At 32.6% G+C, this 22,897-nt stretch carries 23 protein-coding genes; 15 read left to right on the top strand and 8 right to left on the bottom strand.

Annotated elements, in window-relative coordinates:
* Positions 1 to 20: 20 nt before the first annotated feature.
* Positions 21 to 845 carry a hypothetical protein gene (locus tag QBK95_RS03335; RefSeq protein ID WP_280930533.1) on the bottom strand — a complete coding sequence of 275 codons (825 nt, stop codon included), beginning with the start codon at positions 843 to 845 and terminating at the stop codon, positions 21 to 23.
* Between the two features lie 374 nt (positions 846 to 1,219).
* Between QBK95_RS03335 and QBK95_RS03330 the strand changes: the two genes are divergently transcribed.
* The gene (locus QBK95_RS03330) at positions 1,220 to 2,068 is read left to right on the top strand and encodes a M57 family metalloprotease (RefSeq protein ID WP_280930531.1); all 849 of its coding nucleotides are present in this window, start codon (positions 1,220 to 1,222) and stop codon (positions 2,066 to 2,068) included.
* An 85-nt stretch (positions 2,069 to 2,153) separates the two neighbouring features.
* On the opposite strand, the gene QBK95_RS22935 is transcribed toward QBK95_RS03330, so the two are convergent.
* The 3 genes from QBK95_RS22935 to QBK95_RS03315 form a co-directional block, all read right to left on the bottom strand.
* Complete coding sequence (locus QBK95_RS22935; RefSeq protein WP_280930529.1) at positions 2,154 to 2,306, bottom strand: SsrA-binding protein; 153 nt, start codon at positions 2,304 to 2,306, stop codon at positions 2,154 to 2,156.
* 72 nt (positions 2,307 to 2,378) lie between these two features.
* Positions 2,379 to 4,454, bottom strand: a complete 2,076-nt coding sequence (locus QBK95_RS03320; protein ID WP_280930527.1) for a M56 family metallopeptidase — start codon at positions 4,452 to 4,454, stop codon at positions 2,379 to 2,381.
* A 4-nt stretch (positions 4,455 to 4,458) separates the two neighbouring features.
* Positions 4,459 to 4,815 carry a BlaI/MecI/CopY family transcriptional regulator gene (locus tag QBK95_RS03315; protein WP_280930525.1) on the bottom strand — a complete coding sequence of 119 codons (357 nt, stop codon included), beginning with the start codon at positions 4,813 to 4,815 and terminating at the stop codon, positions 4,459 to 4,461.
* A 184-nt stretch (positions 4,816 to 4,999) separates the two neighbouring features.
* Between QBK95_RS03315 and QBK95_RS03310 the strand changes: the two genes are divergently transcribed.
* From QBK95_RS03310 to QBK95_RS03295, 4 genes are all read left to right on the top strand, one after another.
* Positions 5,000 to 5,953 carry a calcium/sodium antiporter gene (locus tag QBK95_RS03310; RefSeq protein ID WP_280930523.1) on the top strand — a complete coding sequence of 318 codons (954 nt, stop codon included), beginning with the start codon at positions 5,000 to 5,002 and terminating at the stop codon, positions 5,951 to 5,953.
* Between the two features lie 100 nt (positions 5,954 to 6,053).
* Positions 6,054 to 7,460: an alpha/beta hydrolase family protein gene (locus QBK95_RS03305; RefSeq protein WP_280930521.1), complete on the top strand. Its 1,407-nt coding sequence runs from the start codon at positions 6,054 to 6,056 to the stop codon at positions 7,458 to 7,460.
* 53 nt (positions 7,461 to 7,513) lie between these two features.
* Complete coding sequence (locus tag QBK95_RS03300; RefSeq protein WP_280930519.1) at positions 7,514 to 8,575, top strand: sensor histidine kinase; 1,062 nt, start codon at positions 7,514 to 7,516, stop codon at positions 8,573 to 8,575.
* A complete protein-coding gene (locus QBK95_RS03295; RefSeq protein WP_280930517.1) occupies positions 8,568 to 9,290 on the top strand; it encodes a LytR/AlgR family response regulator transcription factor in 723 nt (240 codons plus the stop codon). The genes QBK95_RS03300 and QBK95_RS03295 overlap by 8 nt, the downstream gene beginning before the upstream one ends.
* 90 nt (positions 9,291 to 9,380) lie before the next feature.
* Here QBK95_RS03295 and QBK95_RS03290 read toward each other — a convergent pair whose 3' ends face one another.
* Positions 9,381 to 10,403: a glutamine synthetase beta-grasp domain-containing protein gene (locus tag QBK95_RS03290; RefSeq protein WP_280930515.1), complete on the bottom strand. Its 1,023-nt coding sequence runs from the start codon at positions 10,401 to 10,403 to the stop codon at positions 9,381 to 9,383.
* Positions 10,404 to 10,622: 219 nt separating this feature from the next.
* Here QBK95_RS03290 and QBK95_RS03285 point away from each other — a divergent pair, with 219 nt between their 5' ends.
* From QBK95_RS03285 to QBK95_RS03245, 9 genes are all read left to right on the top strand, one after another.
* Positions 10,623 to 12,809 carry a glutamine synthetase III family protein gene (locus QBK95_RS03285; RefSeq protein ID WP_280930513.1) on the top strand — a complete coding sequence of 729 codons (2,187 nt, stop codon included), beginning with the start codon at positions 10,623 to 10,625 and terminating at the stop codon, positions 12,807 to 12,809.
* Between the two features lie 344 nt (positions 12,810 to 13,153).
* Complete coding sequence (locus QBK95_RS03280; RefSeq protein WP_280930511.1) at positions 13,154 to 14,341, top strand: hypothetical protein; 1,188 nt, start codon at positions 13,154 to 13,156, stop codon at positions 14,339 to 14,341.
* 86 nt (positions 14,342 to 14,427) lie between these two features.
* Complete coding sequence (locus QBK95_RS03275; protein ID WP_280930509.1) at positions 14,428 to 14,943, top strand: hypothetical protein; 516 nt, start codon at positions 14,428 to 14,430, stop codon at positions 14,941 to 14,943.
* A gap of 19 nt (positions 14,944 to 14,962) precedes the next feature.
* Positions 14,963 to 15,685: a curli-like amyloid fiber formation chaperone CsgH gene (csgH, locus tag QBK95_RS03270; RefSeq protein WP_280930507.1), complete on the top strand. Its 723-nt coding sequence runs from the start codon at positions 14,963 to 14,965 to the stop codon at positions 15,683 to 15,685.
* A 17-nt stretch (positions 15,686 to 15,702) separates the two neighbouring features.
* Positions 15,703 to 16,110, top strand: a complete 408-nt coding sequence (locus QBK95_RS03265; RefSeq protein ID WP_280930505.1) for a curli production assembly/transport component CsgF — start codon at positions 15,703 to 15,705, stop codon at positions 16,108 to 16,110.
* 6 nt (positions 16,111 to 16,116) lie between these two features.
* Positions 16,117 to 17,592: a CsgG/HfaB family protein gene (locus tag QBK95_RS03260; protein ID WP_280930503.1), complete on the top strand. Its 1,476-nt coding sequence runs from the start codon at positions 16,117 to 16,119 to the stop codon at positions 17,590 to 17,592.
* 13 nt (positions 17,593 to 17,605) lie between these two features.
* Entirely contained in the window at positions 17,606 to 19,096 is a 1,491-nt protein-coding gene (locus tag QBK95_RS03255) for a carboxypeptidase regulatory-like domain-containing protein (protein ID WP_280930501.1), read from the top strand.
* Between the two features lie 77 nt (positions 19,097 to 19,173).
* Positions 19,174 to 20,355, top strand: coding sequence for an AIR synthase related protein (locus QBK95_RS03250; protein ID WP_280930499.1), 1,182 nt, complete (start codon positions 19,174 to 19,176; stop codon positions 20,353 to 20,355).
* A gap of 8 nt (positions 20,356 to 20,363) precedes the next feature.
* A complete protein-coding gene (locus tag QBK95_RS03245) occupies positions 20,364 to 21,011 on the top strand; it encodes a class I SAM-dependent methyltransferase (RefSeq protein WP_280930497.1) in 648 nt (215 codons plus the stop codon).
* On the opposite strand, the gene QBK95_RS03240 is transcribed toward QBK95_RS03245, so the two are convergent.
* A complete protein-coding gene (locus tag QBK95_RS03240; RefSeq protein ID WP_280930495.1) occupies positions 21,012 to 21,503 on the bottom strand; it encodes a peptide-methionine (S)-S-oxide reductase in 492 nt (163 codons plus the stop codon).
* Between the two features lie 55 nt (positions 21,504 to 21,558).
* Between QBK95_RS03240 and QBK95_RS03235 the strand changes: the two genes are divergently transcribed.
* Entirely contained in the window at positions 21,559 to 22,050 is a 492-nt protein-coding gene (locus QBK95_RS03235; protein WP_280930493.1) for a DUF1648 domain-containing protein, read from the top strand.
* Between the two features lie 74 nt (positions 22,051 to 22,124).
* Here the strand turns inward: QBK95_RS03235 and QBK95_RS03230 are convergent, their stop codons facing one another.
* Both QBK95_RS03230 and QBK95_RS03225 read right to left on the bottom strand, forming a co-directional pair.
* Positions 22,125 to 22,301 carry a hypothetical protein gene (locus tag QBK95_RS03230; RefSeq protein ID WP_280930491.1) on the bottom strand — a complete coding sequence of 59 codons (177 nt, stop codon included), beginning with the start codon at positions 22,299 to 22,301 and terminating at the stop codon, positions 22,125 to 22,127.
* A gap of 113 nt (positions 22,302 to 22,414) precedes the next feature.
* Positions 22,415 to 22,795, bottom strand: coding sequence for a TrbJ/VirB5 family protein (locus QBK95_RS03225; protein ID WP_280930489.1), 381 nt, complete (start codon positions 22,793 to 22,795; stop codon positions 22,415 to 22,417).
* Between the last annotated feature and the right edge of the window lie 102 nt (positions 22,796 to 22,897).

Genomic DNA, 22,897 nt, shown 5'->3' with positions numbered 1-22,897 from the left:
TTGTATAGAAATATATCACCTTATTTCTTTGTGATGGCAATGATCGCACCGTCCTTTGCCTTGTCGCCATATATGCTAGTAGCAATTGTTGGTTTTAAGAAATCGACTTCTTCTAATTTATCCGACTTGGCTAATTCATCGAGTGTTTTAAAATCAGATTCTTTTCCGTCAATAATAATTAACTTTTCTATATCTGGATCATCTACAAACCTAAACTTCTTTGATTTACTAAAATGAGAAGGAAATTGCTGACCATTAAAAATGAAGTTTCCGTTTTCATCCTCGTCAAACTCAAAAGAATTCATAATTTGATCTTTTAATTTGCCCATATCGAAATGTTTCCCATTAAAAAATAAAGAATCTCCTTCTTTATCAAAATCAAAATCAAAGTTAAAACTGAAATTTTGATTTTTTAATAGACTGTCCATATCAAAACTATGATGATTAAAACCGATTTGATTTTTCCAGGAAGCAATATCAAACATCCCAGAATTAGTAATGTAGAGATTACCGTTTTTGTATCCGAGCTCTACATCTGATATTGGTTCTGTAGAAGAAGAAGAATATTTGCTTTTAGATTTTCCTTTTTTAAGAATAATACTAAGGCTGGTGATTTCATTTTGATCATTGAATTCGATCTTATCAATAATCAGTTCGATGCCGTTTTCAGAAAAGAATGTTTTAAGATCTTCAAGCTCTTTTTCTGTAGTGTTTTTGTTAATTGTAGCTATTATTTCATTGGGTTGCTGTACCTCTATGCTAGAGGTTGAGTTAGATGCTGCATTGAATGCAGTCAAGGAGAATATACCTAGTATACCCATTCCTAAAAAGATCCATTTTTTCATACTACATATTATTTTTTGGTTTTTTGATAATAGAATTTATTCTAAATACGAAAAACAGAGACAGATGTTGCAAGTTTCTAATACTACTTTGATAAAACGTTCTCTTGAAGGTGTTTCCTTAAAACCCTTTTGATTATCAGTGACTTTTGGTCAAATTCGAATGAGTATGGTTTTGAAATTTTACTGTATTTAGGTCTTTATTTAACCTACATATAAAAGTTTTGCTTGAGATGTAATAATTGCCGAAATGTGACAAATATACATTCATATGGTAGTTTTATGTAGTGAAAGATGTCGTTAATGTAATCTGAGTGACCTTTTAGGGTATTAAAAAGTACTTTGGACTATACAATAACTAATCAAAAACAAACTCGATGAAAAAATGTATCAAATTTATGTTTGCTACTGTGATATGCAGTGCAATTATGATTTCTTGTGAAAAAGAATCAGTAGATCCAGTAGAGAATAATTCTACAACAATTTCTAAAGAAGTATCAAGTAAACTGTTGACATTAAATTTCAACCCTAATGTAGTTACTAAACAGGTGATTCAGGATATTGATGGTAGTGAACAAGAAGTGTATTTTGTAGAGAAAGATATCGTCATGACCTATGATCAAATCATGAATATGGAGATTGGAGATGGCGTAGATAGCAAGCAATATAGAACGTTCAATTTAGTGAGTACTCCTAGAACAATTCGTGTTGTTGGATATAATGGTAATGATAGATTTGGGTTAAGTACTATTGCACAAAGAGGATTAAATTATGCTGTTAATAATTTTAATGCTTTAAATGTAGATTTTCAGATAGAATTGGTGTTTACAACTAATTTTAATAATAATGATGTAGTAGCATATACACAAACAAGTAACTCAGTAATTCCTCAGGATGGTGTTCGTGGAAGAGCAGGTTTTCCATCTGGAGGAGAACCATTCAAAAGAGTAATGATTAATGGAGGTGCAAACCGAAATAATAATGACCAATTGCTGGAAGGGTTGTTTACCCATGAATTAGGACATTGTTTTGGATTAAGACATGTAGATTGGTTTTCAAGAGAATCTTGCGGAGAAAGTGGTGAGCCTGCAAATCCTGATGGAGCAATCCATATTCCAGGAACTCCAACGGGAAGAGACAGAAGTTCTATCATGAATGCTTGCTTTAACTCTAATGATGGAGAGTTTGGGCAATTTGATAGAGTAGCATTAGAATACCTTTATTAAATAGGGTTAATATGTAGTATGTTTTGAAATAGCATCCAGTATTGGGTGCTATTTTTATTATTTGGTAATGCGAACGTGTGATTGGTTATCCCAATGCTCTTTTAGTTACGTATAATTTCCATCCAAAAATTAGCATCTGGATTTTACTGGCTTTACTGAGGTCAAGGCGCTTTTTAGTATAACTAGGAAGAAATATCTTGTTTAGCTTTGCTAAAAAAATGAAAAAAGATGTTTGCATACAGCTAAAATAGAAAAAACTCATCGTAAACCGATGAGTTTTTTGGTTATGATTTTGTATTCGCTAATGGATCTATTTTTTAAGCATTATTTCTACAACTCCGTTTTCTGCTTTATCTCCATATTTTGCTATTGCTTTCTCCGCTTTATATACATTAACAGATGCTATTTGTTCGTGTTTGATTTTTTGAAATTCATTGTAATTAACTTTTTTCCCATCAATATATATAAGTGGCTTAAGCTTATCGTTACTGGCAGAGCCAATATGCATATTGTTCTTGTCTATCTTAAAATTAAAACCTGTGCCTTTTTTATTATTTTTTTTGGTGGTAATACGGATAACACCATCTTTTGCTTTTTTTCCATATTTCTTAGTGCTTTTACCTTTAGAAACATCGATACTTTCGATTTCATCAGATTTTAGTTTTTTCACCTCTTTTTTACTGGCTTTTTTTCCATCAATGTAGAATAAAACATCTTTTCCAGAGTTGTCGTCAAAATCAAATACGGTTTTTTGATCATCAGAGTGTAGAATGATAAGACCATCATCATTATGATCTCCACGTAGAATTATTTTGTTCTTACCACCTTTCTTTCTAATTATTTTTCTCTTGTGTTTTTTATCACCTTTTACCGTAAAAATGTTATCACCATCATCATCTACATCGATTTCTATAATATGTCCATCATCGTGGTCACTGTCGCTATGTTTACTAATCCAAACATTTTTATGAGAATTGCCTGATTGTCCGATTCTAATTTTTTCGTTTTTACTGTCATACGACACCACAAATGGTTTGATCGGCGTTTCATTTTCTATAGAAAAATTGGCATTACTCTTTTTAGATGACATATCAACGCTGATAGCCGTAATTTCATCAGCCTTATTTCTTTTGATATTGCTAAAGGAGATTTCAACTTCATATTCGTTTTTGAAAACTCGTTTTACCCTTTCCAAATCTTCTTTAGTAGAGTTTTTGTTAATAATAAACTTTACTTTTTTTTTTTTGAATAAGGTGTTTTTAGATGTTGTTATAGGTTTTTCTTTTACAGCTATTGTCGCTTTTTTAGGAGTGGCGATGATCGGTATATTCTTTACTGTATTTTGAAGATTCTTAGTAGTTTTAGGATGTTCTTTCTTCGAAGGGAATGAATGTTCACCTGTAGTTGTTGTATGTTCTTTTTTTACAGGAAATATCGTTTCTTTCGAGTTGTTAGCAACTGTTTTTTCTGGGTATGGATCCGATACGTTAGTATGTATAGATTCTTGTATTTCGCTTGGGATGTATTGTATTTCAGTTTTAGTATTAAAACTCCATAAAAATATACTCAGAAGAGGGAGTATGATGGTTGCTTTCCAAAGATTTTGATAATTAGACTGTTTTTTGTTTAACATAACAATTCGTTTTTTGATTAATGATTGATAAAAGTTATTCGTGATTGTCGAATAATTATTTGATGATACTTTTACTAATGTAAGTTGATATTCTTTTTTAGAAGGTAGATCACGGATCGCTTCGTGATCAGCAATAAACTCTAAATTTTGTTGTAAACTTTTTTTATAAAACCATGAAAATGGGTTGATCCATTGAAATATGACTAAGGAGTTAATGATCAATAAATCAAGGGTATGGTACTGTTTTGCATGGATTTTTTCATGTTTTAAAATCATTTCTAATTCTGCTGAATTGTGCAAAGAAGGATTAAATATGATGTATTTAAAAAAGGAAAAAGGGGCAATGTCTTTTGTAGTTTTTATAAGAGAAAATTCTTCGTTTTGTTTATTATAACTCCTTATAAAAATTCTTCTTAATGATAATAATTGCAGTCCAAACCGTATGAATAAAATTAATGTAATTATGATATATGAAACAAATACGATTAGCCACCAATCTATTGGTTCGGGTGTGTTTTGTGCATGTAACGTTGGGATGGTGTTGTATTCTACGATTTGAAAAGTAGGTTGTTCTATAAATTCAATGGTAGTAAATTCTAAAAAAGGAAGTAATAAGGAGCTAATGATTCCAGCTAATAAAAAATGTCGATTCACAGTAAAGAAGGTATCTTTTCTTAGTAAAAAGAAATATACCAAATAGAATAAAGCAAGAATTATACTCGATTTAATTAAATAGATCAAAAATGCTTCCATTACATTATTTTTTTTGTTCGATTACATTTAAAATCTCTCTCAACTCTTCTGCAGTAATTTTTTCTTCTTTAGCAAAAAAAGAAACCATGTTTTTATAAGAATCATTAAAATACTGGGTCATAGCTTTGCTAACAAAACTACTTCGATATTGTTCTTTGGTTACAATAGGGTAGTACTGATGCGTTTTTCCATAAGCAGTATATCCTACATAACCTTTTTCTTCAAGGTTTCGAATTATGGTAGAGACCGTATTGTAATGAACCGTGTTGTTTAGTTCTGCCTGTACTTCTTTTGCAAATGCCTTTTGCAGTTTCCATAACGCCTGCATAATTTCTTCCTCCTTGTTGGTAAGTTTTTCCATGGTTCAAATTATAAGTTGCTCCAAATATATAACTACAAAAATAGTTTCACAACTATTTTTGTAGTTATTTAACTATTTTTATAGTTTTTAAATGTAGTTTGGAGTCGAATCAAGTCAAAAAATAATGCTAGTATTCATAACATATGGTATACTTATTCTATATTCGCAAACAAATTAATAATATATGTTTCAGAGTATAATTTTTGTAATTATTGGGTTTGTACTTCTTGTGGTTGGAGGTGAGTATTTAGTGCGTTCTTCGGTTGCCTTATCTTTTAGATTGAAATTATCAAAAATGGTAATTGGTCTTACCGTAGTGTCGTTTGCGACCTCTGCTCCAGAACTTTTGGTGAGTTTGCAGGCTGCATTAGGAGGTTCTACAGATCTTTCTCTGAGTAATATTATTGGTTCTAACATTGCCAATATAGGATTGGTGTTAGGGATTACAGCATTAATAGGTCCTTTGGCAATAGATAAAGACTTTTATAAGTTTAATTGGCCTGTGATGATGTTATTATCTATCGCTTTATATGTGTTTCTTGATAATGATGGTGTGCTTACAAGAACAGAAGGTGCGGTATTGTTGATATCCCTTTTGGTGTATATGTTTTTATTGATCAAAAGAGCAAGACGACATGCAGATAAAATGATTGAAGAAGTAGATGATTCTCTGGAGAAAGTTTCTAATTTCAAGATGATTTTTTGGTTGTTGATTGGTGGTGTGGCATTGTATTTTGGGTCTGAATTATTAGTAGAAGGAGCAAAAGATATCGCTACCAGAATGGGAGTAAGTGAGGCAGTAATAGGACTTACAATGGTTGCTATAGGAACTAGTGTTCCAGAACTTGCGGCTTCTGTAATTGCAGCTTTAAAACAAGAGAAAGCGATCTCTTTGGGAAATTTAATAGGTTCAAATATATTTAATATAGCTTCTGTTTTAGGGATTACTTCATTAATTCAGCCAATAGCCGTAACCGATACGCGATTGATGAATATAGATATCTTCTGGATGCTTGGATTTGCATTGATACTATTGCCTCTGGCTTTTATTCCTAAAAAGATGATTTTAGGAAGACCTAAAGGTTTTTTAATTTTTGCTGGATATTGTGTGTTTATAGCATTAGTTTTTATTAAGTAATATAAAACCACTGGTCTTGGTTAGAAACCGTTTGTCATATTTTGGTGTGTATCAAAGATGAATGAGATTATCTTTGGTGTAAATCAAAAAACAACAGCATATGACTACTATAATTAAATTTCTAGTTGCGATAATATTAGGATTGATTTCTCAAATTGCTGGAGCGCAAGAAATCACTGGAGATTGGAACGGAGTATTAAAAGCTTCGGGAGCTGAATTACCAATTGAAATCAATATTAAAAAGAATGATGGAAATTACACAGCGGTCTTAAAAAGTCCGAGCCAGACGAATACTGAAATTCCAGCCGATGTAACTAGTTTTGAAAATCAGATATTAACTATTGAAGTAGCATCAAAGATGGTTAAGTATCAAGGAAAACTAGAAAACAATGTTATAAAAGGGACTTTTACGCAGGCAGGAAACGACGTTTTTTTAAATCTCACACCAGGAAAAGCGATAGTTAAAACGTCAAAAAGAAGACCTCAAGATCCTGTAAAACCATATCCTTACCTATCCGAAGATGTGATTTTTATTAATAAAAATGCTAATAATATTAAGTTAGCAGGAACATTAACCTTACCTAAAAGTATAGAGAAACCACCAGTAGTAATTTTAATTTCTGGTTCTGGTCCGCAAAATAGGAATGAAGAATTTGTAAATCATAGGCCTTTTTTAGTGCTCTCTGATTATCTAACCAGACAGGGAATTGCTGTCTTAAGATATGATGAAAGAGGTGTTGGAGAGAGTGAAGGTGAGTATAATGGTGGGACTTCATTTGATTTTTCTACTGATGTGGAGGCTGCCATAGAATTTCTTAAAAAAAGAAAGGATATTGATGTTAAAAAAATAGGACTAATAGGACATAGTGAAGGAGGTTTTATAGCGCCTATGGTTGCATCACGTAATACAGATGTGGCTTTTATTGTTTCTTTAGCAGGAACTGGGGTCATAGGAAAAAAAGTATTGCTTACTCAGGCCAAAAGAATGTTGGAGCAATTGGGAGCTTCTAAAGAGTATATTGAACTTGATGAAAAATCGAGAGATATTATATTTTCTGTCATTCAGCAAGAAAGTAGTAAAGAAACAATTGTTACAAGATCAGAAGAAGAGCTAAAGAAGTATGGCGAAGCTTTGAGTGAAGAGAAACAAAAATTGTTTCGTTCGTTACCACTAAATCAATTGATTTCTGTTTTTTCAGAAAGTGTATGGATGCAATATTTTATACGAACCGATCCAGACCAATTCTTATCTAAAGTAACAGTTCCTTTATTAGCAATTAACGGAAGTAAAGATTCTCAGGTATTGCCTAAACTAAACTTAAAAGGTTTTAAGGAAGGATTAAGTAAAGCTGGTAATAAAGATGTAACTATTAAAGAACTCGATGGATTAAATCATTTGTTTCAGATCGCTGAAACAGGAGCTGGATCCGAGTATGAGAATATTGAAGAAACATTTAATACAGAAGCGATGAAAGTTGTAGGTGATTGGATTCGTAAACGATTCTAGTTTTTATCATTGGTATTGAGTATTTTGTCTAGTAATAAAGAAAACCCTTTTTAGTGAGTACATTTAAAATTTCTAAGAGAAGTTGGTTTTGGATTCTACAGCTTATAGGTTGGGGGCTTCCAGGAGGTCTTAACGTATATTCTAAAATTGCTTATGTGAAATCTCTATCTGCCGAATATGTGGTAGCAGAGGGAATTCTTTTTATGGTAACGGGGATTTTATTCTCTACAATTCTATGGCTTTTGATTAGGGATAAAATTTCTTTTGATAGCCTATCTTCTGCAACCATTATTAGAACAATTCTTATTTTTTTAATAGTTGGTCTGCTTATGGGTGTATTTACCGAAGTAATAGCTCAGTTTATATATAAAATGACTGAAGGAAAGGAAATGCCTCCTCGATTATTGATTAATTATGTCAGTACTTTTATAAATATGTCGTTGTTACTGTTTTTGTGGTTAGTACTATATCTTTCTATTAAATCCATCTGGAAATCACAACAAAATAAGGTAGAACGACTAAAATTGAAAACTACATTAAAAGAATCTCAGTTAAATACATTAAAAGGGCAGATTAATCCTCATTTTATGTTCAATAGCTTGAATAATATAAGAGGCTTGATGTTAGAAGATGTACATAAATCAAGGGACATGATTACTAAATTATCTGAGTTATTGAGGTATTCTCTTAATAGCAATAAGGTAGATGTGATATCATTGCAAGAAGAAATTGAAATCGTTAGAAACTATATAGAGTTATCAAAAATTCAATTCGAGAAACGCTTGCGATATAAAGAAGAAATAAAAGAAGATGTTTTGGATACTAAAATACCACCAATGCTGATACAAATGTTGATTGAGAATGCTATAAAACATGGTATTTCTGAACAAATTGATGGTGGAGAAGTATCTCTTGTAGTTTTTAAACTAGATGGTATGTTGCATATAGAAGTAAAAAATACTGGAAAATTAAAAGATAATATTTCGTCAACAAAAATAGGATTGCAAAATATACAAGAACGACTGCGATTGTTGTATGGGACACAATCTTTTTTTAGTTTAACTGAAGCAATTGATGAAGTTACAGCTTTAATTAAAATTCCTTTGCATGAATAATACTGCAGTAATAGTTGAAGATTCTCGATTGGCAAGACAAGAGCTAAAAGAATTACTTAAAGAGTATCCAGATATAGAAATAATTGGAGAGGCAGAAAATGTTGATCAGGCGTATAAACTCATTGTTGATCTTAATCCAGATATTTTATTTCTCGACATCAATATGCCTGGCAAAAATGGATTTGATCTATTAGAAATGTTGGATCAGGTTCCTTTAGTTGTTTTTACAACAGCTTATGATGAGTATGCAATTAAATCATTTGAATATAATGCTTTTGATTATTTGTTGAAACCAATTAATCAGGAACGATTTTCTAAAACAATAGAAAAATTAAAAAAGGAAATATCTGATAAGAGAGAATCAGAGTCTAAAGAAAAGTTATCAGAAACGAGTCAGATTTTTATAAAAGAAGGAGAGAAGTGTTGGCTAGTTACGATTGCTGATATTAGACTTTTTGAAATCGTAGGAAATTATACAAGAGTGTATTTTGATAAAGAAAAACCATTGGTTTATAAATCTCTAAATCAAATAGAAGAAAAACTTCCTGCTAAAACATTCTTTAGGGTTAATAGACAGCAAATTATTAATCTAAATACAATTACAAAAGTAACACCATGGTTTAATGGGAAATTGAAAGTGAATTTAGATATGGATGTAGAAATAGAAATATCCAGAAGACAATCTTTAAAATTTAGAGAGCAACTAGGATTATAAAAGAACAATAGAAGAAATAAAAAAGCCTCTAGAATTTAGTTCTAGAGGCTTTTTACGTTTAACAAACTTAGTTGGTTATTGGCTAAATTATTAAGCTATCATAGCTGCAACATCAGCAGTCTTTACAGTTTTAACAATTCTAGCTGCGATTTTATATGGATCACCGTTAGATGCAGGACGACGATCTTCTAACCATCCTTTCCATCCATTTTCTACAGTGATAATTGGAATTCTTATAGAAGCTCCTCTATCAGATATTCCATAAGAAAATTCATTAATAGATTGTGTTTCGTGATCTCCAGTTAATCTTTGATCATTAAACTCACCATATACTGCTATATGTTCTTTGGTAACTGGTCTAAAAGCTTCACAAATAGTTTCGTAAACTTCCTTAGACCCGCAAGTTCTTAATACTTCGTTAGAGAAGTTAGCGTGCATACCAGAACCGTTCCAATCTCCTTTAACTGGCTTCGGGTGATATTCGATATAGTATCCGTATTTTTCAGTAAGTCTATCTAATAAGTATCTTGCAACCCAGATTTCATCACCAGCTTTCTTAGCTCCTTTAGAAAACAATTGAAATTCCCATTGTCCACTTGCTACTTCTTGGTTGATACCTTCAAAATTAAGTCCAGCGTCAATACATAAATCTGCATGCTCTTCTACAAAATCTCTACCATGAGTATTTCTTCCTCCTACAGAGCAGTAATACATTCCTTGTGGTCCAGGATATCCACCAACAGGGAAACCTAAAGGTAGTTGAGTATTTTTGTCCATAATAAAGTACTCTTGTTCGAAACCAAACCAGAAATCACCATCATCATCGATTGTAGCTCTTGCGTTAGAATCGTGCGGAGTTCCATCAGCATTAAGAACTTCAGTCATTACTAAATATCCGTTTCTTCTAATAGGGTCAGGATAAATAGCAACAGGCTTTAATAGACAGTCAGAAGAACCACCTTCTGCTTGTCTCGTAGAACTACCGTCAAAAGACCATACTGGACAATCTTCAAGCTTTCCACTGAAATTATCTTCAACTTTTGTTTTACTTCTTAGATTAGCAGTTGGTTTATAACCATCTAACCAAATATATTCTAATTTAGCTTTACTCATAATTAACACTTTATAAATTGAACTCTTAAAGGTGTCAAAATTAATTTTATTTTGTGAGAACCGAAAAAAAATAGGGGGTGAAATGTGTTTTTTTTATTAATTTTTATCAACACCCTACTTTTTTATAGGGTATTTTGATTTTATTCTAATTTTTAAAGAACATTTTTTTAATATTAACAATAAAAACTTCCCTTATATTTGTAAAAAACTCAATCAATTATGTCAACACTCAGATTTCAAGCCTTAAAAGAAACGTTAAATCGTAGTTCTGTGGTAGTTACAGAAACAGAACGCCGATCGGTATTGTTTGGAGAAAATGTATTTAACCAAACTACCATGCTACAGTATTTAACCAAGGATGCTTATAACAGTGTTATGGATGCCATTGATCATGGTTCTAAAATTGACAGAAGAATTGCTGATCAAATAGCTTCAGCTATGAAAGATTGGTCTTTATCAAAAGGAGTTACTCATTATACACATTGGTTTCAGCCACTTACAGGAGCTACTGCAGAAAAACATGATGCGTTTTTCGAAACCATTGGTAATGGGCAAGGAATAGAAAAATTTGGTGGAGGTCAGTTGGTGCAGCAAGAACCAGATGCTTCTTCTTTTCCTCATGGAGGTATTCGTAATACTTTTGAAGCGAGAGGATATACAGCTTGGGATCCTACTTCACCTGCATTTATATATGGTACTACATTATGTATTCCTACCGTTTTTGTGGCGTATACAGGAGAAGCTTTAGATTATAAAACACCATTATTACGTGCGTTACAAGCAGTAGATAATGCTGCTACAGCTGTAGCAAAATACTTTGATAAGAATGTAAAGAAAGTAAATGCTTCTCTAGGATGGGAACAAGAATATTTTTTGATAGATCGAGCATTAGTAGAATCTAGGCCAGATCTAGTAATGACTGGTAGAACATTGTTGGGGCATTCCTCTGCAAAAGGGCAGCAATTAGATGATCACTATTTTGGTAGTATTCCTAATAGAGCATTAGCATTTATGAGGGATTTAGAAATGGAATGTATGCTTTTAGGAATTCCTGCGAAAACACGTCATAATGAAGTTGCTCCTAATCAGTTTGAGTTAGCTCCGATATATGAAGAAACAAATCTTGCGGTAGATCATAATTCCTTATTAATGGATATTATGGAGAAGATTGCTTCCAGACATAACTTAAAGGTGTTATTACATGAAAAACCATTTGCAGGAGTGAATGGATCTGGAAAACATAATAATTGGTCTTTAAGTACTAATACTGGTGTAAATTTATTGGGACCTGGAAAAACACCAATGAGTAACCTTCAATTTTTAACCTTTTTTATTAATACAATTAAAGCTATTAATGAACACGAAGAGTTAATGAGAGCAGGAATTGCTTCGGCAAGTAATGACCATCGTCTTGGAGCGAATGAGGCGCCTCCAGCTATCATGTCTGTCTTTATAGGTGAGCAACTTACTGCAGTACTCAAAGAATTAGAAGGTGTGACCGATGGAAAATTGTCTCCTAAAGAAAAAACCGACCTTAAGCTCAATGTGGTAGGGAAAATACCAGAGATTCTGTTAGATAATACAGATCGAAACAGAACATCTCCTTTCGCATTTACTGGAAATAAATTTGAATTTAGAGCAGTTGGTTCCAAAGCCAATTGCGCTAATCCGATGACAATCCTGAATACTATTGTAGCAAAGCAACTTATAGAGTTTAAGAAAGAAGTAGATGAGTTAATAGAAAAGAAAAGCCTAAAAAAGGATGAAGCTATCTTTAATGTTTTAAGAGAGTATATTAAAAAGTCTAAAAGTATTCTTTTTGAAGGAAATGGATATGGACAAGAATGGGAGAAAGAGGCAAAGAAAAGAGGACTAAGTAATAACAAAACAACTCCTGAAGCATTAAAAGCTAAAATATCAAAAAAGACAATAGATATTTTTGAAGAATTAGGAGTGATGAATAAGGTTGAGGCCGAAGCACGATACGAAATAGAAATTGAAGAATATGTGATGCGTATCCAGATAGAAGGACGAGTACTTGGAGACATTGCTAGAAATCATGTAATCCCAACAGCTATTAAATATCAAAACATGTTAATTAATAATGTGTCAGGTTTGAAAAACTTATATGAGAAAGATTTTAAGAAGTATGCAAGAGAGCAAATGCAGATTATTGAAGAAATATCTGAGCATATAGGTAAGATAAATACCAAAGTAAATGAAATGACTGCAGAACGCAGAAAAGCCAATAAACTTGAAGATGTTGAAAAGAAAGCAGCTAATTATTGTAATAAAGTAAAACCTTTATTTGATCAAATACGATATAGTTGTGACAAATTAGAGTTGTTGGTTGATGATGAATTGTGGCCGTTAACTAAATATAGAGAGCTTCTTTTTACCAGATAGGTAAGAATTAACTGACCAATGAGTGTTTTTGTTTTATTTTTAACAAAAAATTAATATCTGTTAAACCCTTGACAAATCCATAGCAAACCTTTGTTTTTATGGGTTTTCCGTAATGCATTTTATCGAATTCTTACAGGATATGTAAAAATAGCCTTAATGTTTTCATAAATTTGCTTTCGTTAACAAGCGGTCTTACGTACTTCTGCTCATTAACTTCCCCCCAAGTTTTTTAAATATTTTATTTTTTTACATTAAGAGAGTTAGATGTATTTCTATCCACTCATTGGTGTGCCCCAGAGTTATTTGAAAATTGAATTATTAATCAAATTAAATATATTTTACGTATGAAAAAAGTAATTTTTAGTCTAGCAACTTTATTAAGCGCTTCGATGATGGTTGCACAGTCAAACACTAGTAGTGTGGATCAATCTGGGGATATGAATGCTGCAAATATTACGCAAGTAGGATTAGCAAACAGTAATACAACCACACAACTAGGGGCAGGAAATAATGCAGAAGCTATTCAAGGTAGTGAGGCATTCGCATCTAGAAATGGAATTGTAACTCAAATGCAAACAGGAGATAAGAACACGGCATTTGCTCAGCACGAGGAAGATAGAAATGAAGTGTATCAAGTACAAGTAGGGAATGGGAATTCTGCTTCTGCAACTCAAAATCTATTAAACTTTGGTGGAGATAACTTATCAGAGCAACTTCAGGAAGGTAACGGGAACACCGCTACAATTTCTCAAGAAGGAGCAGGTTTCTTTGGGCTAGGAGCATCAAACTATGCTGGTCAAGGTCAGTTTGGAGATGCTAATACAGCTACAACTTCTCAAGGAGGTGAAGAAAATTTTAGTTTAATCATTCAGTCTGGATCTTTTAACACGGCATCAATGGCACAAGTAGGAGATCTTAACACAGCGGATCAGAGACAAACAGGAGAGGCTAATCTTGGTACTGGTGAGCAGTGGGGATCTAATAACCTTTTAATTCAGTCTCAAAGCGGTGGAGGAAATGTTGCAACTTCTCTTCAAGGTAGTAGTTCATTTGACTCTAGAGGTGGATATGTAGATCAGTTACAATCAGGTGACGAGAATGAGGCGTTTGCTCAACATGAGGAAGATAACAATGTTATTTTTCAAACTCAGTTTGGAGATGGTAACTCTGCAACTGCAACTCAGAACTTAGCGTTTTTTGGTGGCGATAATGCTACAGATCAGTTCCAGCTAGGTAATGGAAATATTGCTGAAGCTTCTCAAGAAGGTGATTTTGGTATTTTTGGAGAAAACAACTTAGTGCTTCAAGGACAAATTGGAGATGAAAACATGGCAATCTCTTCTCAGAATGGAGCTGGAAACATTAGTGATATATTCCAGTTAGGAGATTCTAATTTTGCTCAAGATACTCAGTTTGGTGAGGGTAACACTACTTTCGTAACTCAAACAGGAGAGTCTCATAGTAGTATCATCCTTCAAAATGGAACAGGTAACGCTGCTGTAGTAACTCAGACTGGTTCTGGAGAGCTATAAGAAATAATTTTTAATGTATTATTTAGAAGAGTTACGCTAACGAAAAGTTAGTGTAACTCTTTTACTACTTTTAAAACCTCATACCAATGAAAAAAAAGATAACACTTTATATTGCAGTTTTTTGCTTATTTATTGTAGGGAATACATATGCTCAAAATACCGAAAACGCAAATGCATCGTTGGTAGAGAGTCAGGAGAGATTCATTACCTTAAATCAGCTAGAAAGTAATACTTCTGCGCAAATAGCCAGAGAAAATATGGTTGGAAATAATGCCGTGTTTATCCAACAGATAGGTACAGGAAATCAAGTGTTTTCTACCATTACAGCGCAAACCTCTGATATTCGCCTGAATCAAAATGGAGAACAAAATTTGATCGATATTAATGAAACTTCTAGAGAAATAGAAAAGTTTATTACTCAGAATGGTAATAATAATACGGTTACTGATTTTTCTTTTAATCCTGATGTATCAACTAGTTTAGAAATCCTTCAAGAAGGAGATAATCTTTCTTTTGAGCGATTTGGAAGCAATGAGTTAACCAAGAATTTGAAGTTTAAAATGACTGGAAATGCCCGAACAATTATAGTCAGAAGCTTTTAAAAACTTGAAATAAAACGGTATGAAATATAGGCTTTTCATATTATTATTTTTGATATTTCAATTTTCTAATGCTCAGTTTACAAATACTGAAGTAGTAGCCAAAATTAAAACCGAAAGGATTGATGATATAGTTTCTATCACTGCAGAAGCTACCAATACTACTGAGGTATATAAAAGTTTAAAATATACATTTTCGGTGTTTAGAACGGATCCAAGTAAAAATGTGTCCAAGAACAACCAAGAAGGTCGATTTACCTTAGAAGCTAACGAGCAAAAAATACTCTCAACTACTTCAATAGGAATCGATGAAAGTGATAAAATTGTAGTGCTTCTTTTAATTTATGAAGAAGAAACAATAGTTGGTAAAGATCGTTTAGCATTTAATGAAGAATCTGAAAAAGATACGTCAGAAGTAGAAGAATCTTCGAACGATGGTATAGAATTAAAAGGTATTGTTATAGAAGAAACAAAGACAAAACCTGGAAAAGATTTTTATGAGTTTTTTTATAACTCCTATACACTAAACAGAATTAATGGAAGTAAGATAGTTGGTGTGTACGAAAAATTAAGCTTTGGAAGAAGCACAATAATACAGGTTAAGATAGAAGATAAACTTATTCATGAGTTTCTAGGAAAACCTGATATAGAATACTTGGAGAGAATGTCTAAACTAGCAATACGCAGAGTGTATAAATATTTTAAAGATCTTAAGAATCAAAAGAATGATATTTTTCAGTATTAATTACTTATTCTAAAAAAATGAAGTCAGTCATAGTTACTATTATACTTGTTTTCTCGGTTTATAGTTTTGGTTTTGGGCAAGACTTGGTATATAGACCTAAAAACCCCGCTTTTGGAGGAGATACTTTTAATTACCAATGGTTATTGAGTTCTGCAGAAGCACAAAATACTTTTACAGACGATAATGATCCCAATGCAGATGATAGGTCCGAACTAGAAAGGTTTACAGAAAATCTGAATAATCAATTATTAAGTCAGATTTCCAGAACATTATTTAATGAGCAATTTGGACAAGAAGGGCTTACAGAAGGTACCTTTAGTTTCGGAACTTTGTTTATTGAAATCTTTCCTTCTGGCGAAGGATTGGTAATCAATATTTTGGACACCAGTACAGGAGATCAATCTCAAGTAATAATTCCTAATTAATTTTTAATGCGTCATAAGTTTTATCAAGTAATTCTCGTAATTTCTTGTACGATATTACTGTCTGGATGTGGAACCTATTTTAATCAACCCATTACAATAGAGGAAGCACGTATAGGAGACGATACAAAATTCACCCAGGCTTTAAGAAATTTTCCTTCACCAGTAGAACCTGTGGTGGTAGGAGTATATAAATTCAGAGATCAAACAGGGCAGTATAAACCTACAGAAGCAGGTAGTACTTTTAGTACTGCAGTTACACAAGGTGCTACAACTATATTAATTAAAGCTTTAGAGGATTCTAAGTGGTTTGTTCCTATCGAACGAGAAAACCTTAGTAATCTATTAAACGAGCGTAATATAATTCGCTCTACAAGAAAAGAATATAGAAAAAATAAAAATTCCAAAGAACCGCAATTACCTCCATTATTATATGCAGGAATCATTCTCGAAGGAGGAATTGTCTCTTACGATTCTAATATAATTACAGGTGGACTTGGAGCTCGGTATTTTGGAGTTGGAGGTTCAACACAATACAGGCAGGATAGAATTACAGTATATCTTCGAGCAGTATCTACCTCAAGCGGTAAAATTCTAAAAACCGTATATGTGTCTAAAACTATATTGTCGCAAGCATTAGATGCTAGTTTTTTTAGGTATGTTAAGTTTAGCAGATTGTTGGAAGCTGAAACTGGTTTTACAAAAAATGAACCAGGACAGATTGCGGTTTCAGAAGCTATTGAGAAAGCAGTTGAGTCATTAATTGTAGAAGGTATAGAAGATAAGTTGTGGAGTGCTAAAGCAGCGCCAGAAAAAATCAATGCCTTGGTTGCTAATTATAATGCAGAGAAAAACGAAGCACAAAACACAGGGCTCTATGAACGTTATTTTAAAGAGAGAAGAGGCGAGAAATCGGTTTTTGTTAACGGAGGAATGGCATTGATGAGTGGAGATTACAACAATGCGGATCTTTCGTATTCTGCGAGAATAGGAGGTAAATGGTATTTCAATCCTTATCTAAATGCTAATGCAAGTCTTAGTAAGTTTGAGCTTAGAAATGAAGGAGCCTTCTCAGAAGGTTTTAATGCGATTGATGTTAATGCAGAGTTAACATTGTTACCATTCGAAAAACTAACTCCATTCTTTTTTGGAGGGATGGGGACAGTAAATACGGATGGTTTTGATAGGACCTTTTTTAAATTTCAATATGGTGGTGGTATAGAATATTTAGTTAATGATCAAATAGGTGTTTCTTTTAACGCTACACATAATCTCGTTTTGGGTGATAAATTAGATAATATTACTCAAGGAAAAAGAGATGACCAGTATTTTAATTTCTCTTTAGGTTTGAATTGGTATTTTAAAACCCCTTTGAAAATGGATAAGGAGCTTCGTAAGCAGCAACGTAGAGAGCAAAAAGAAATCAAAAAACTGAAAAAAAGAAATCGAGAAGTAATTGAAAATGGGGAAGTTCCTAAAGGATAAAAACCTTATGAAAATGAAGAAATATATTATAAAAATAGTAAGCGTGCTTGCAATGGTAAGCATGATTGCATGTAGCGAGGATACAATAGATTTAGAAGGTTTGGGTACTGTTAGAGGTACAGTCGTAGCTGTTGGAACTAATGAACCTCTGGAAAATGTAAAAATATCAACAAACCCATCATCTAGTACTGTTTTTACTAATGTAGATGGTGAATATATTATAGAAAATATCCCTTCTGGAGATTATTCTCTTTCTGCACAACGAGAAGGGTTGTTAGCTCAATTTGAAGCGATATCTGTAATTGCGGATAGAGAGTTAGAAATCGTTTTTGAAATGGATATTGAAACAGCAGGTAATAGACCTCCTGCAGCAGCAGTATTGGACTCTCCAGCCGATAACTCCATCGATCAACCTTTAGAAGTAAAATTAGTATGGACAGGTAGTGATCCTGATGATGATACACTTACCTATAGTGTAACCTTGCGTAATGATGAGAATTCTGATATTGAAGTTTTTGAGAACATTACAGATACAACATACACTGTAACTGGGCTTTCTTATAAGGTTAAATATTTTTGGCAGGTTAGTAGTAATGATGGAATCAATGATGCGGTGAATAGCGAAACTTTTGCTTTTGAAACTATGAGTCCTCCTAACAATAGAATTGTGTATATGAGATCAGTGAATGGCAATAGTGTGATTTATTCAGCAAACGAACAAGGCGGTACAGAGATTGTACTTACTTCAGAATCTAAAAATAGTTTTAGACCAAGAAGGCATGTGAGTACTGGAAAAATAGCTTTTTTACAATCAGTAGGTTCGCAAACACATCTGTTTACTATGAATGAAGATGGCACACAAGCGATACAAGTCACCTCTCAGGTATCAGTTTCTGGTTTTAACCTAGGTGAAGTAGATTTTTCGTGGTCCGATAATGGAGCAAAATTGTTATTTCCTAATCAGGATAAATTATATAGCATTAATGCAGATGGAAGTGGTTTAAGTTTATTGTATCAGACAACAAACGGTAACTTAATTACAGAAGTAGATAAGAATGATACTAATAATATAATCGTATTAAAGACAAATAATCTGGATGGTTACGAAGTAGAAATTTTCACTATTAATACTTCAGGTACGCTTATAGATACAATATTAACAGGGGTTTCTGGTGCAGCGGGAAGTGTAAATCTGTCTGTTGATGGAACTAAACTATTGTATTGCCAAGATGTTTCAGGTTTCGAGAGTAGTAATTACAGACAATTAGATACGCATTTGTTTGTATACAATTTTAGCGATAGCTCAATATTGGATATTTCTGCACAAAAACCTGCAGGAACAAATGATCTGGATGCTCGTTTTTCTCCTAATGAGTCTGCGGTAATTTTTGTAAATACTTCAAACGATGGAATCTCGCAAAATAATATACAAACTATGTCGATTTTAGAAATTGCTAATAGAGCAGATTTGATTCAGAATGCATCTATGGCGGATTGGGAATAATATAATTCTGAATTCAGAATTCTGAATTCAGAATTTCAACTATCTTTGCGCTTTACTATCAGTATAATACTATAATAATGAGTCAAGAAGTAAGCAAACGCTACGCTCAGCGTGGAGTTTCGGCATCCAAAGAAGATGTTCATAGTGCTATCAAGAATATAGATAAAGGTCTTTTCCCAAAAGCATTTTGTAAAATAGTTCCAGATCATCTTACTGCTGATGAGGATTATTGTTTGATTATGCACGCAGATGGAGCAGGTACAAAATCTTCTCTGGCATATATGTATTGGAAAGAAACAGGAGATGTTTCGGTTTGGAAAGGTATAGCACAGGATGCGTTGATTATGAATATTGATGATTTATTATGTGTTGGTGCTACTGATAATATTATGTTGTCATCCACAATTGGTAGAAACAAAAATTTGATTCCTGGAGAAGTGATTTCCGCAATTATCAATGGGACAGAAGAATTGTTAGAAGAGCTAAAAGGTTTTGGAGTTACTATACATTCTACTGGTGGAGAGACTGCAGATGTAGGGGATTTAGTAAGAACAATTATAGTAGATTCTACAGTTACTGCGCGTATGAGACGTAGCGATGTGATTGATAATGCTAATATAAAATCAGGGGATGTAATTGTAGGTTTAGCTTCTTTTGGTCAGTCTACTTATGAAAAAGAATATAATGGAGGAATGGGAAGTAACGGTCTTACTTCTGCTCGTCATGATGTTTTTCATAAAGTTTTGGCAGAGAAATATCCTGAAAGCTTTGATGCAGCTGTACCATCAGATTTAGTGTATTCAGGAAAAACAAATCTTACTGATAAGGTAAAAGACGCTCCTATAGATGCGGGGAAATTAGTGTTGTCTCCAACACGTACCTATGCTCCGATAATAAAACAAATCTTATCTAAATTTAATAGTAAAGCTATTCACGGAATGGTACATTGCAGTGGTGGAGCTCAAACCAAGATTTTGCATTTTGTGGAGAACCTACATATCATTAAAGATAATTTATTTGAGGTTCCTCCTTTGTTTAAATTGATTCAGGAAAACTCTGGAACAGACTGGAAAGAAATGTATCAGGTGTTTAATATGGGGCATCGTATGGAATTATATGTCTCTCCCGAAGTAGCAGATGAGGTTATCTCAATTTCTAAAAGTTTTAATGTAGATGCTAAAATTGTAGGTCGTGTAGAAAATGCTGAAGAAAAGAAACTTACAATCAATAGCGAATTCGGAACATATACTTACAACTAAACAATATTATGGATTACGATAATAAACCTTCTGGATACTACGATAATGTACGACATGAAATGATTAAGTATCTTCCTTTAGATGCTAAAAAAGTTATGGATGTCGGTTGCGGTAATGGTGCTTTTGCCAATGTTGTTAAAGAAAAAACAGGAGCAGAAGTTTGGGGTATTGAATTAATGCCTGAGGAAGCGGCTGTAGCAGAAGAAACATTACACAAGGTATTTACAGGTCCTTGTGAGGATTATCTGGATGAATTACCAGAGAATTATTTTGATGTCATCTTTTTTAATGATGTATTAGAACATCTAACAGATCCATATACAGTATTGCAAAAAATAAAATCTAAACTTTCTTCTGGAGGTGTTGTAATTAGTTCTATTCCTAATGTAAGGTATCATAATACTTTTATGAAAGTATTGTTCAAGAAAGATTGGAAATATGATAGTTATGGAGTGATGGATAAAACGCATTACCGATTTTTTACAGGAAAAAGTATTCGTAGAATGTTTGAGGAAGAAGGTTATACTGTGTTAACCCACGAAGGAATTAATAAAAGTCGTTCTATGAAACCCATTTTATATAATATTCCAGTATTATTTATGCATCTTGATATTCGTTTTCCTCAGTATGCCACAGTTGCTACAGTAAAAAAATAATTAGAAGTTAGTTTTGTCTGCATACTTTTTTCTAAGAAGATCAAGCTTAGGGTTTATAAACCGTTGACAAAATGGTTTTTCAGGATTTTTTCGGTAATAGTTAATAAGTGATGATCTGGATGATTTGAATTCTTTAAATGCTAAAACTTGAGTGATTAGTTGATTCCCGAAATTCTTGTTTAGCACGTTTAAAAAAGTTTCAATAGTTAACTTTTCTTTTTCATCAAGATAATAAACTGCACTTCTATATTTTTCTCTAAAGCTATGATCAGAAGTACTTTTGTGCGTATGTAAATGAATCTCTATTAGATCTTTTAGTGTAATAATTTGAGGATTATAGGATACTAATACAGCTTCAGAAAAAGCACTGTTTTTTCCAACACTAGAAATATATCCTTGTTCTACCTGGTTTACGCCTTTCAATGATTGAAAAACTGCTTCGGTGCACCAATGACATCCACCGCCTAGACCTATTTGTAATCCGTTCATCATATATAAAAGTCGTAAATTATTTAGAATACTTAAATTAGGGTTGTAAAATTATAATATGAATAACCCAGTTATAAAATTAGAAAAACAAACCATAGATTTAATGCTAGAAGCGTTTGTTTTTATAGGTGTATCGATTTTAGTTATTCTACCTATATATTATTTTAAAGAATTACCAGAGATGATTCCGACTCATTTTAACGGAAAAGGACAGCCAGATGCTTATAATTCTAAATCAATGATTTGGACTCTTCCTGTTATAGGATTAGTGTTGTGTGTTGGTCTTTATGTACTAAATAGGTACCCTCATGTGTTTAATTATCCTACAAAAATAACTATTGATAATGCTGTAAGCTATTATAGGAATGCTACGAGACTAATAAGGGTTTTGAATCTAATTATTGCCTGGGCTTTTGTTTTTATCATGTGGAAATCGATTAAGGTTGCGCTCAAAACATCAGAAGGTTTGGGAACGTGGTTTCTTCCTGTGTTTATAATTCTAATGATAGGTGTCATAATATATTTTGTTCTAAAATCTAATAAGAGATAATCCGTAGTAAGATGTTTAGAGAACCTCAAAACAGGTAGGATATTTGTTTTGAGATTCTCTAAATAAATATCATCTTATGATTTTAATTCATTACTAAATTTCACAGTTTTTGTCTCGGCGTCATCTTCCTTGGTTTCTACAAGTTCTATAGTATTGTCATCATTAAATTTCCCTTCTTTTTTTTGGAAAAAAATTGGTACAGGAATCATAGCAACCATGATGATAAAGATGAATAATATTATTCGCCTCATAATTTTTTTGAATCTTTCCATTTTTTTAAAAATAGTATAACTACTACCTATAAGGTGATAGTAGTATTAAACATGTTTTTTTGATATTGACTGATATGTCAAAAAGTGATAGGTTAACCTATCAGGAAAGAGTCTTCTTCAGAAGAATAAGATTGATTTCTAAAAAGAAATATGCTATGAGTGTTGGATAAATAAATAGAGGTATTCCATATCGTATGCTTAGCAGAAGCAATAGTAGTATGACGTTTAGATATTAACTTTATATAATTCTCAGTACAAGGTGTGGCATCAACGTGATGTTGATCAATTGAAATTTCTGAAAATGATATTGAAGTAATCTGATTTTCATTTGAAGAAATAACCAATTCAACGACCTCGCTATTGGAAACAGGTTGAGTGTAATTGGTATATCCTCCAATACTTATTAAAAGCAGAAGTGCGACAACCCAGTTTGTTGCCAGATAATTATGGTATGTGTTATTGTGTTTTAACATCTATTACGTAAAAATACGATTTTTTAGGGTATCAAATCCTTATTGAGAATATTACCAAGCAATATGGCCTTTTGACAAAAAAGCTTACTTTTGTACATTCCA

Source organism: Aquimarina mycalae, from assembly GCF_029906345.1.
In the GTDB taxonomy this organism is placed as follows: Bacteria; Bacteroidota; Bacteroidia; order Flavobacteriales; family Flavobacteriaceae; genus Aquimarina.
Note: the sequence above shows the minus strand (reverse complement) of the source record. Positions and strands in the feature narration are given on the sequence as shown.

What these genes read in the sequence shown, in the direction of transcription:
- QBK95_RS03245 (WP_280930497.1), top strand. Translation starts at nt 20,364, where the DNA reads ATGGATTACGATAATAAACCTTCTGGATACTACGATAATGTACGACAT.
- QBK95_RS03250 (WP_280930499.1), top strand. Translation starts at nt 19,174, where the DNA reads ATGAGTCAAGAAGTAAGCAAACGCTACGCTCAGCGTGGAGTTTCGGCA.
- QBK95_RS03280 (WP_280930511.1), top strand. Translation starts at nt 13,154, where the DNA reads ATGAAAAAAGTAATTTTTAGTCTAGCAACTTTATTAAGCGCTTCGATG.
- QBK95_RS03310 (WP_280930523.1), top strand. Translation starts at nt 5,000, where the DNA reads ATGTTTCAGAGTATAATTTTTGTAATTATTGGGTTTGTACTTCTTGTG.
- QBK95_RS22935 (WP_280930529.1), bottom strand. Translation starts at nt 2,306, where the DNA reads ATGCAAACATCTTTTTTCATTTTTTTAGCAAAGCTAAACAAGATATTT.
- QBK95_RS03295 (WP_280930517.1), top strand. Translation starts at nt 8,568, where the DNA reads ATGAATAATACTGCAGTAATAGTTGAAGATTCTCGATTGGCAAGACAA.
- QBK95_RS03285 (WP_280930513.1), top strand. Translation starts at nt 10,623, where the DNA reads ATGTCAACACTCAGATTTCAAGCCTTAAAAGAAACGTTAAATCGTAGT.
- QBK95_RS03315 (WP_280930525.1), bottom strand. Translation starts at nt 4,815, where the DNA reads ATGGAAAAACTTACCAACAAGGAGGAAGAAATTATGCAGGCGTTATGG.
- QBK95_RS03260 (WP_280930503.1), top strand. Translation starts at nt 16,117, where the DNA reads ATGCGTCATAAGTTTTATCAAGTAATTCTCGTAATTTCTTGTACGATA.
- QBK95_RS03305 (WP_280930521.1), top strand. Translation starts at nt 6,054, where the DNA reads ATGACTACTATAATTAAATTTCTAGTTGCGATAATATTAGGATTGATT.
- QBK95_RS03225 (WP_280930489.1), bottom strand. Translation starts at nt 22,795, where the DNA reads ATGTTAAAACACAATAACACATACCATAATTATCTGGCAACAAACTGG.
- QBK95_RS03265 (WP_280930505.1), top strand. Translation starts at nt 15,703, where the DNA reads ATGAAGTCAGTCATAGTTACTATTATACTTGTTTTCTCGGTTTATAGT.
- QBK95_RS03320 (WP_280930527.1), bottom strand. Translation starts at nt 4,454, where the DNA reads ATGGAAGCATTTTTGATCTATTTAATTAAATCGAGTATAATTCTTGCT.
- QBK95_RS03290 (WP_280930515.1), bottom strand. Translation starts at nt 10,403, where the DNA reads ATGAGTAAAGCTAAATTAGAATATATTTGGTTAGATGGTTATAAACCA.
- QBK95_RS03230 (WP_280930491.1), bottom strand. Translation starts at nt 22,301, where the DNA reads ATGAGGCGAATAATATTATTCATCTTTATCATCATGGTTGCTATGATT.
- QBK95_RS03335 (WP_280930533.1), bottom strand. Translation starts at nt 845, where the DNA reads ATGAAAAAATGGATCTTTTTAGGAATGGGTATACTAGGTATATTCTCC.
- QBK95_RS03240 (WP_280930495.1), bottom strand. Translation starts at nt 21,503, where the DNA reads ATGATGAACGGATTACAAATAGGTCTAGGCGGTGGATGTCATTGGTGC.
- QBK95_RS03330 (WP_280930531.1), top strand. Translation starts at nt 1,220, where the DNA reads ATGAAAAAATGTATCAAATTTATGTTTGCTACTGTGATATGCAGTGCA.
- QBK95_RS03255 (WP_280930501.1), top strand. Translation starts at nt 17,606, where the DNA reads ATGAAGAAATATATTATAAAAATAGTAAGCGTGCTTGCAATGGTAAGC.
- csgH (WP_280930507.1), top strand. Translation starts at nt 14,963, where the DNA reads ATGAAATATAGGCTTTTCATATTATTATTTTTGATATTTCAATTTTCT.
- QBK95_RS03235 (WP_280930493.1), top strand. Translation starts at nt 21,559, where the DNA reads ATGAATAACCCAGTTATAAAATTAGAAAAACAAACCATAGATTTAATG.
- QBK95_RS03275 (WP_280930509.1), top strand. Translation starts at nt 14,428, where the DNA reads ATGAAAAAAAAGATAACACTTTATATTGCAGTTTTTTGCTTATTTATT.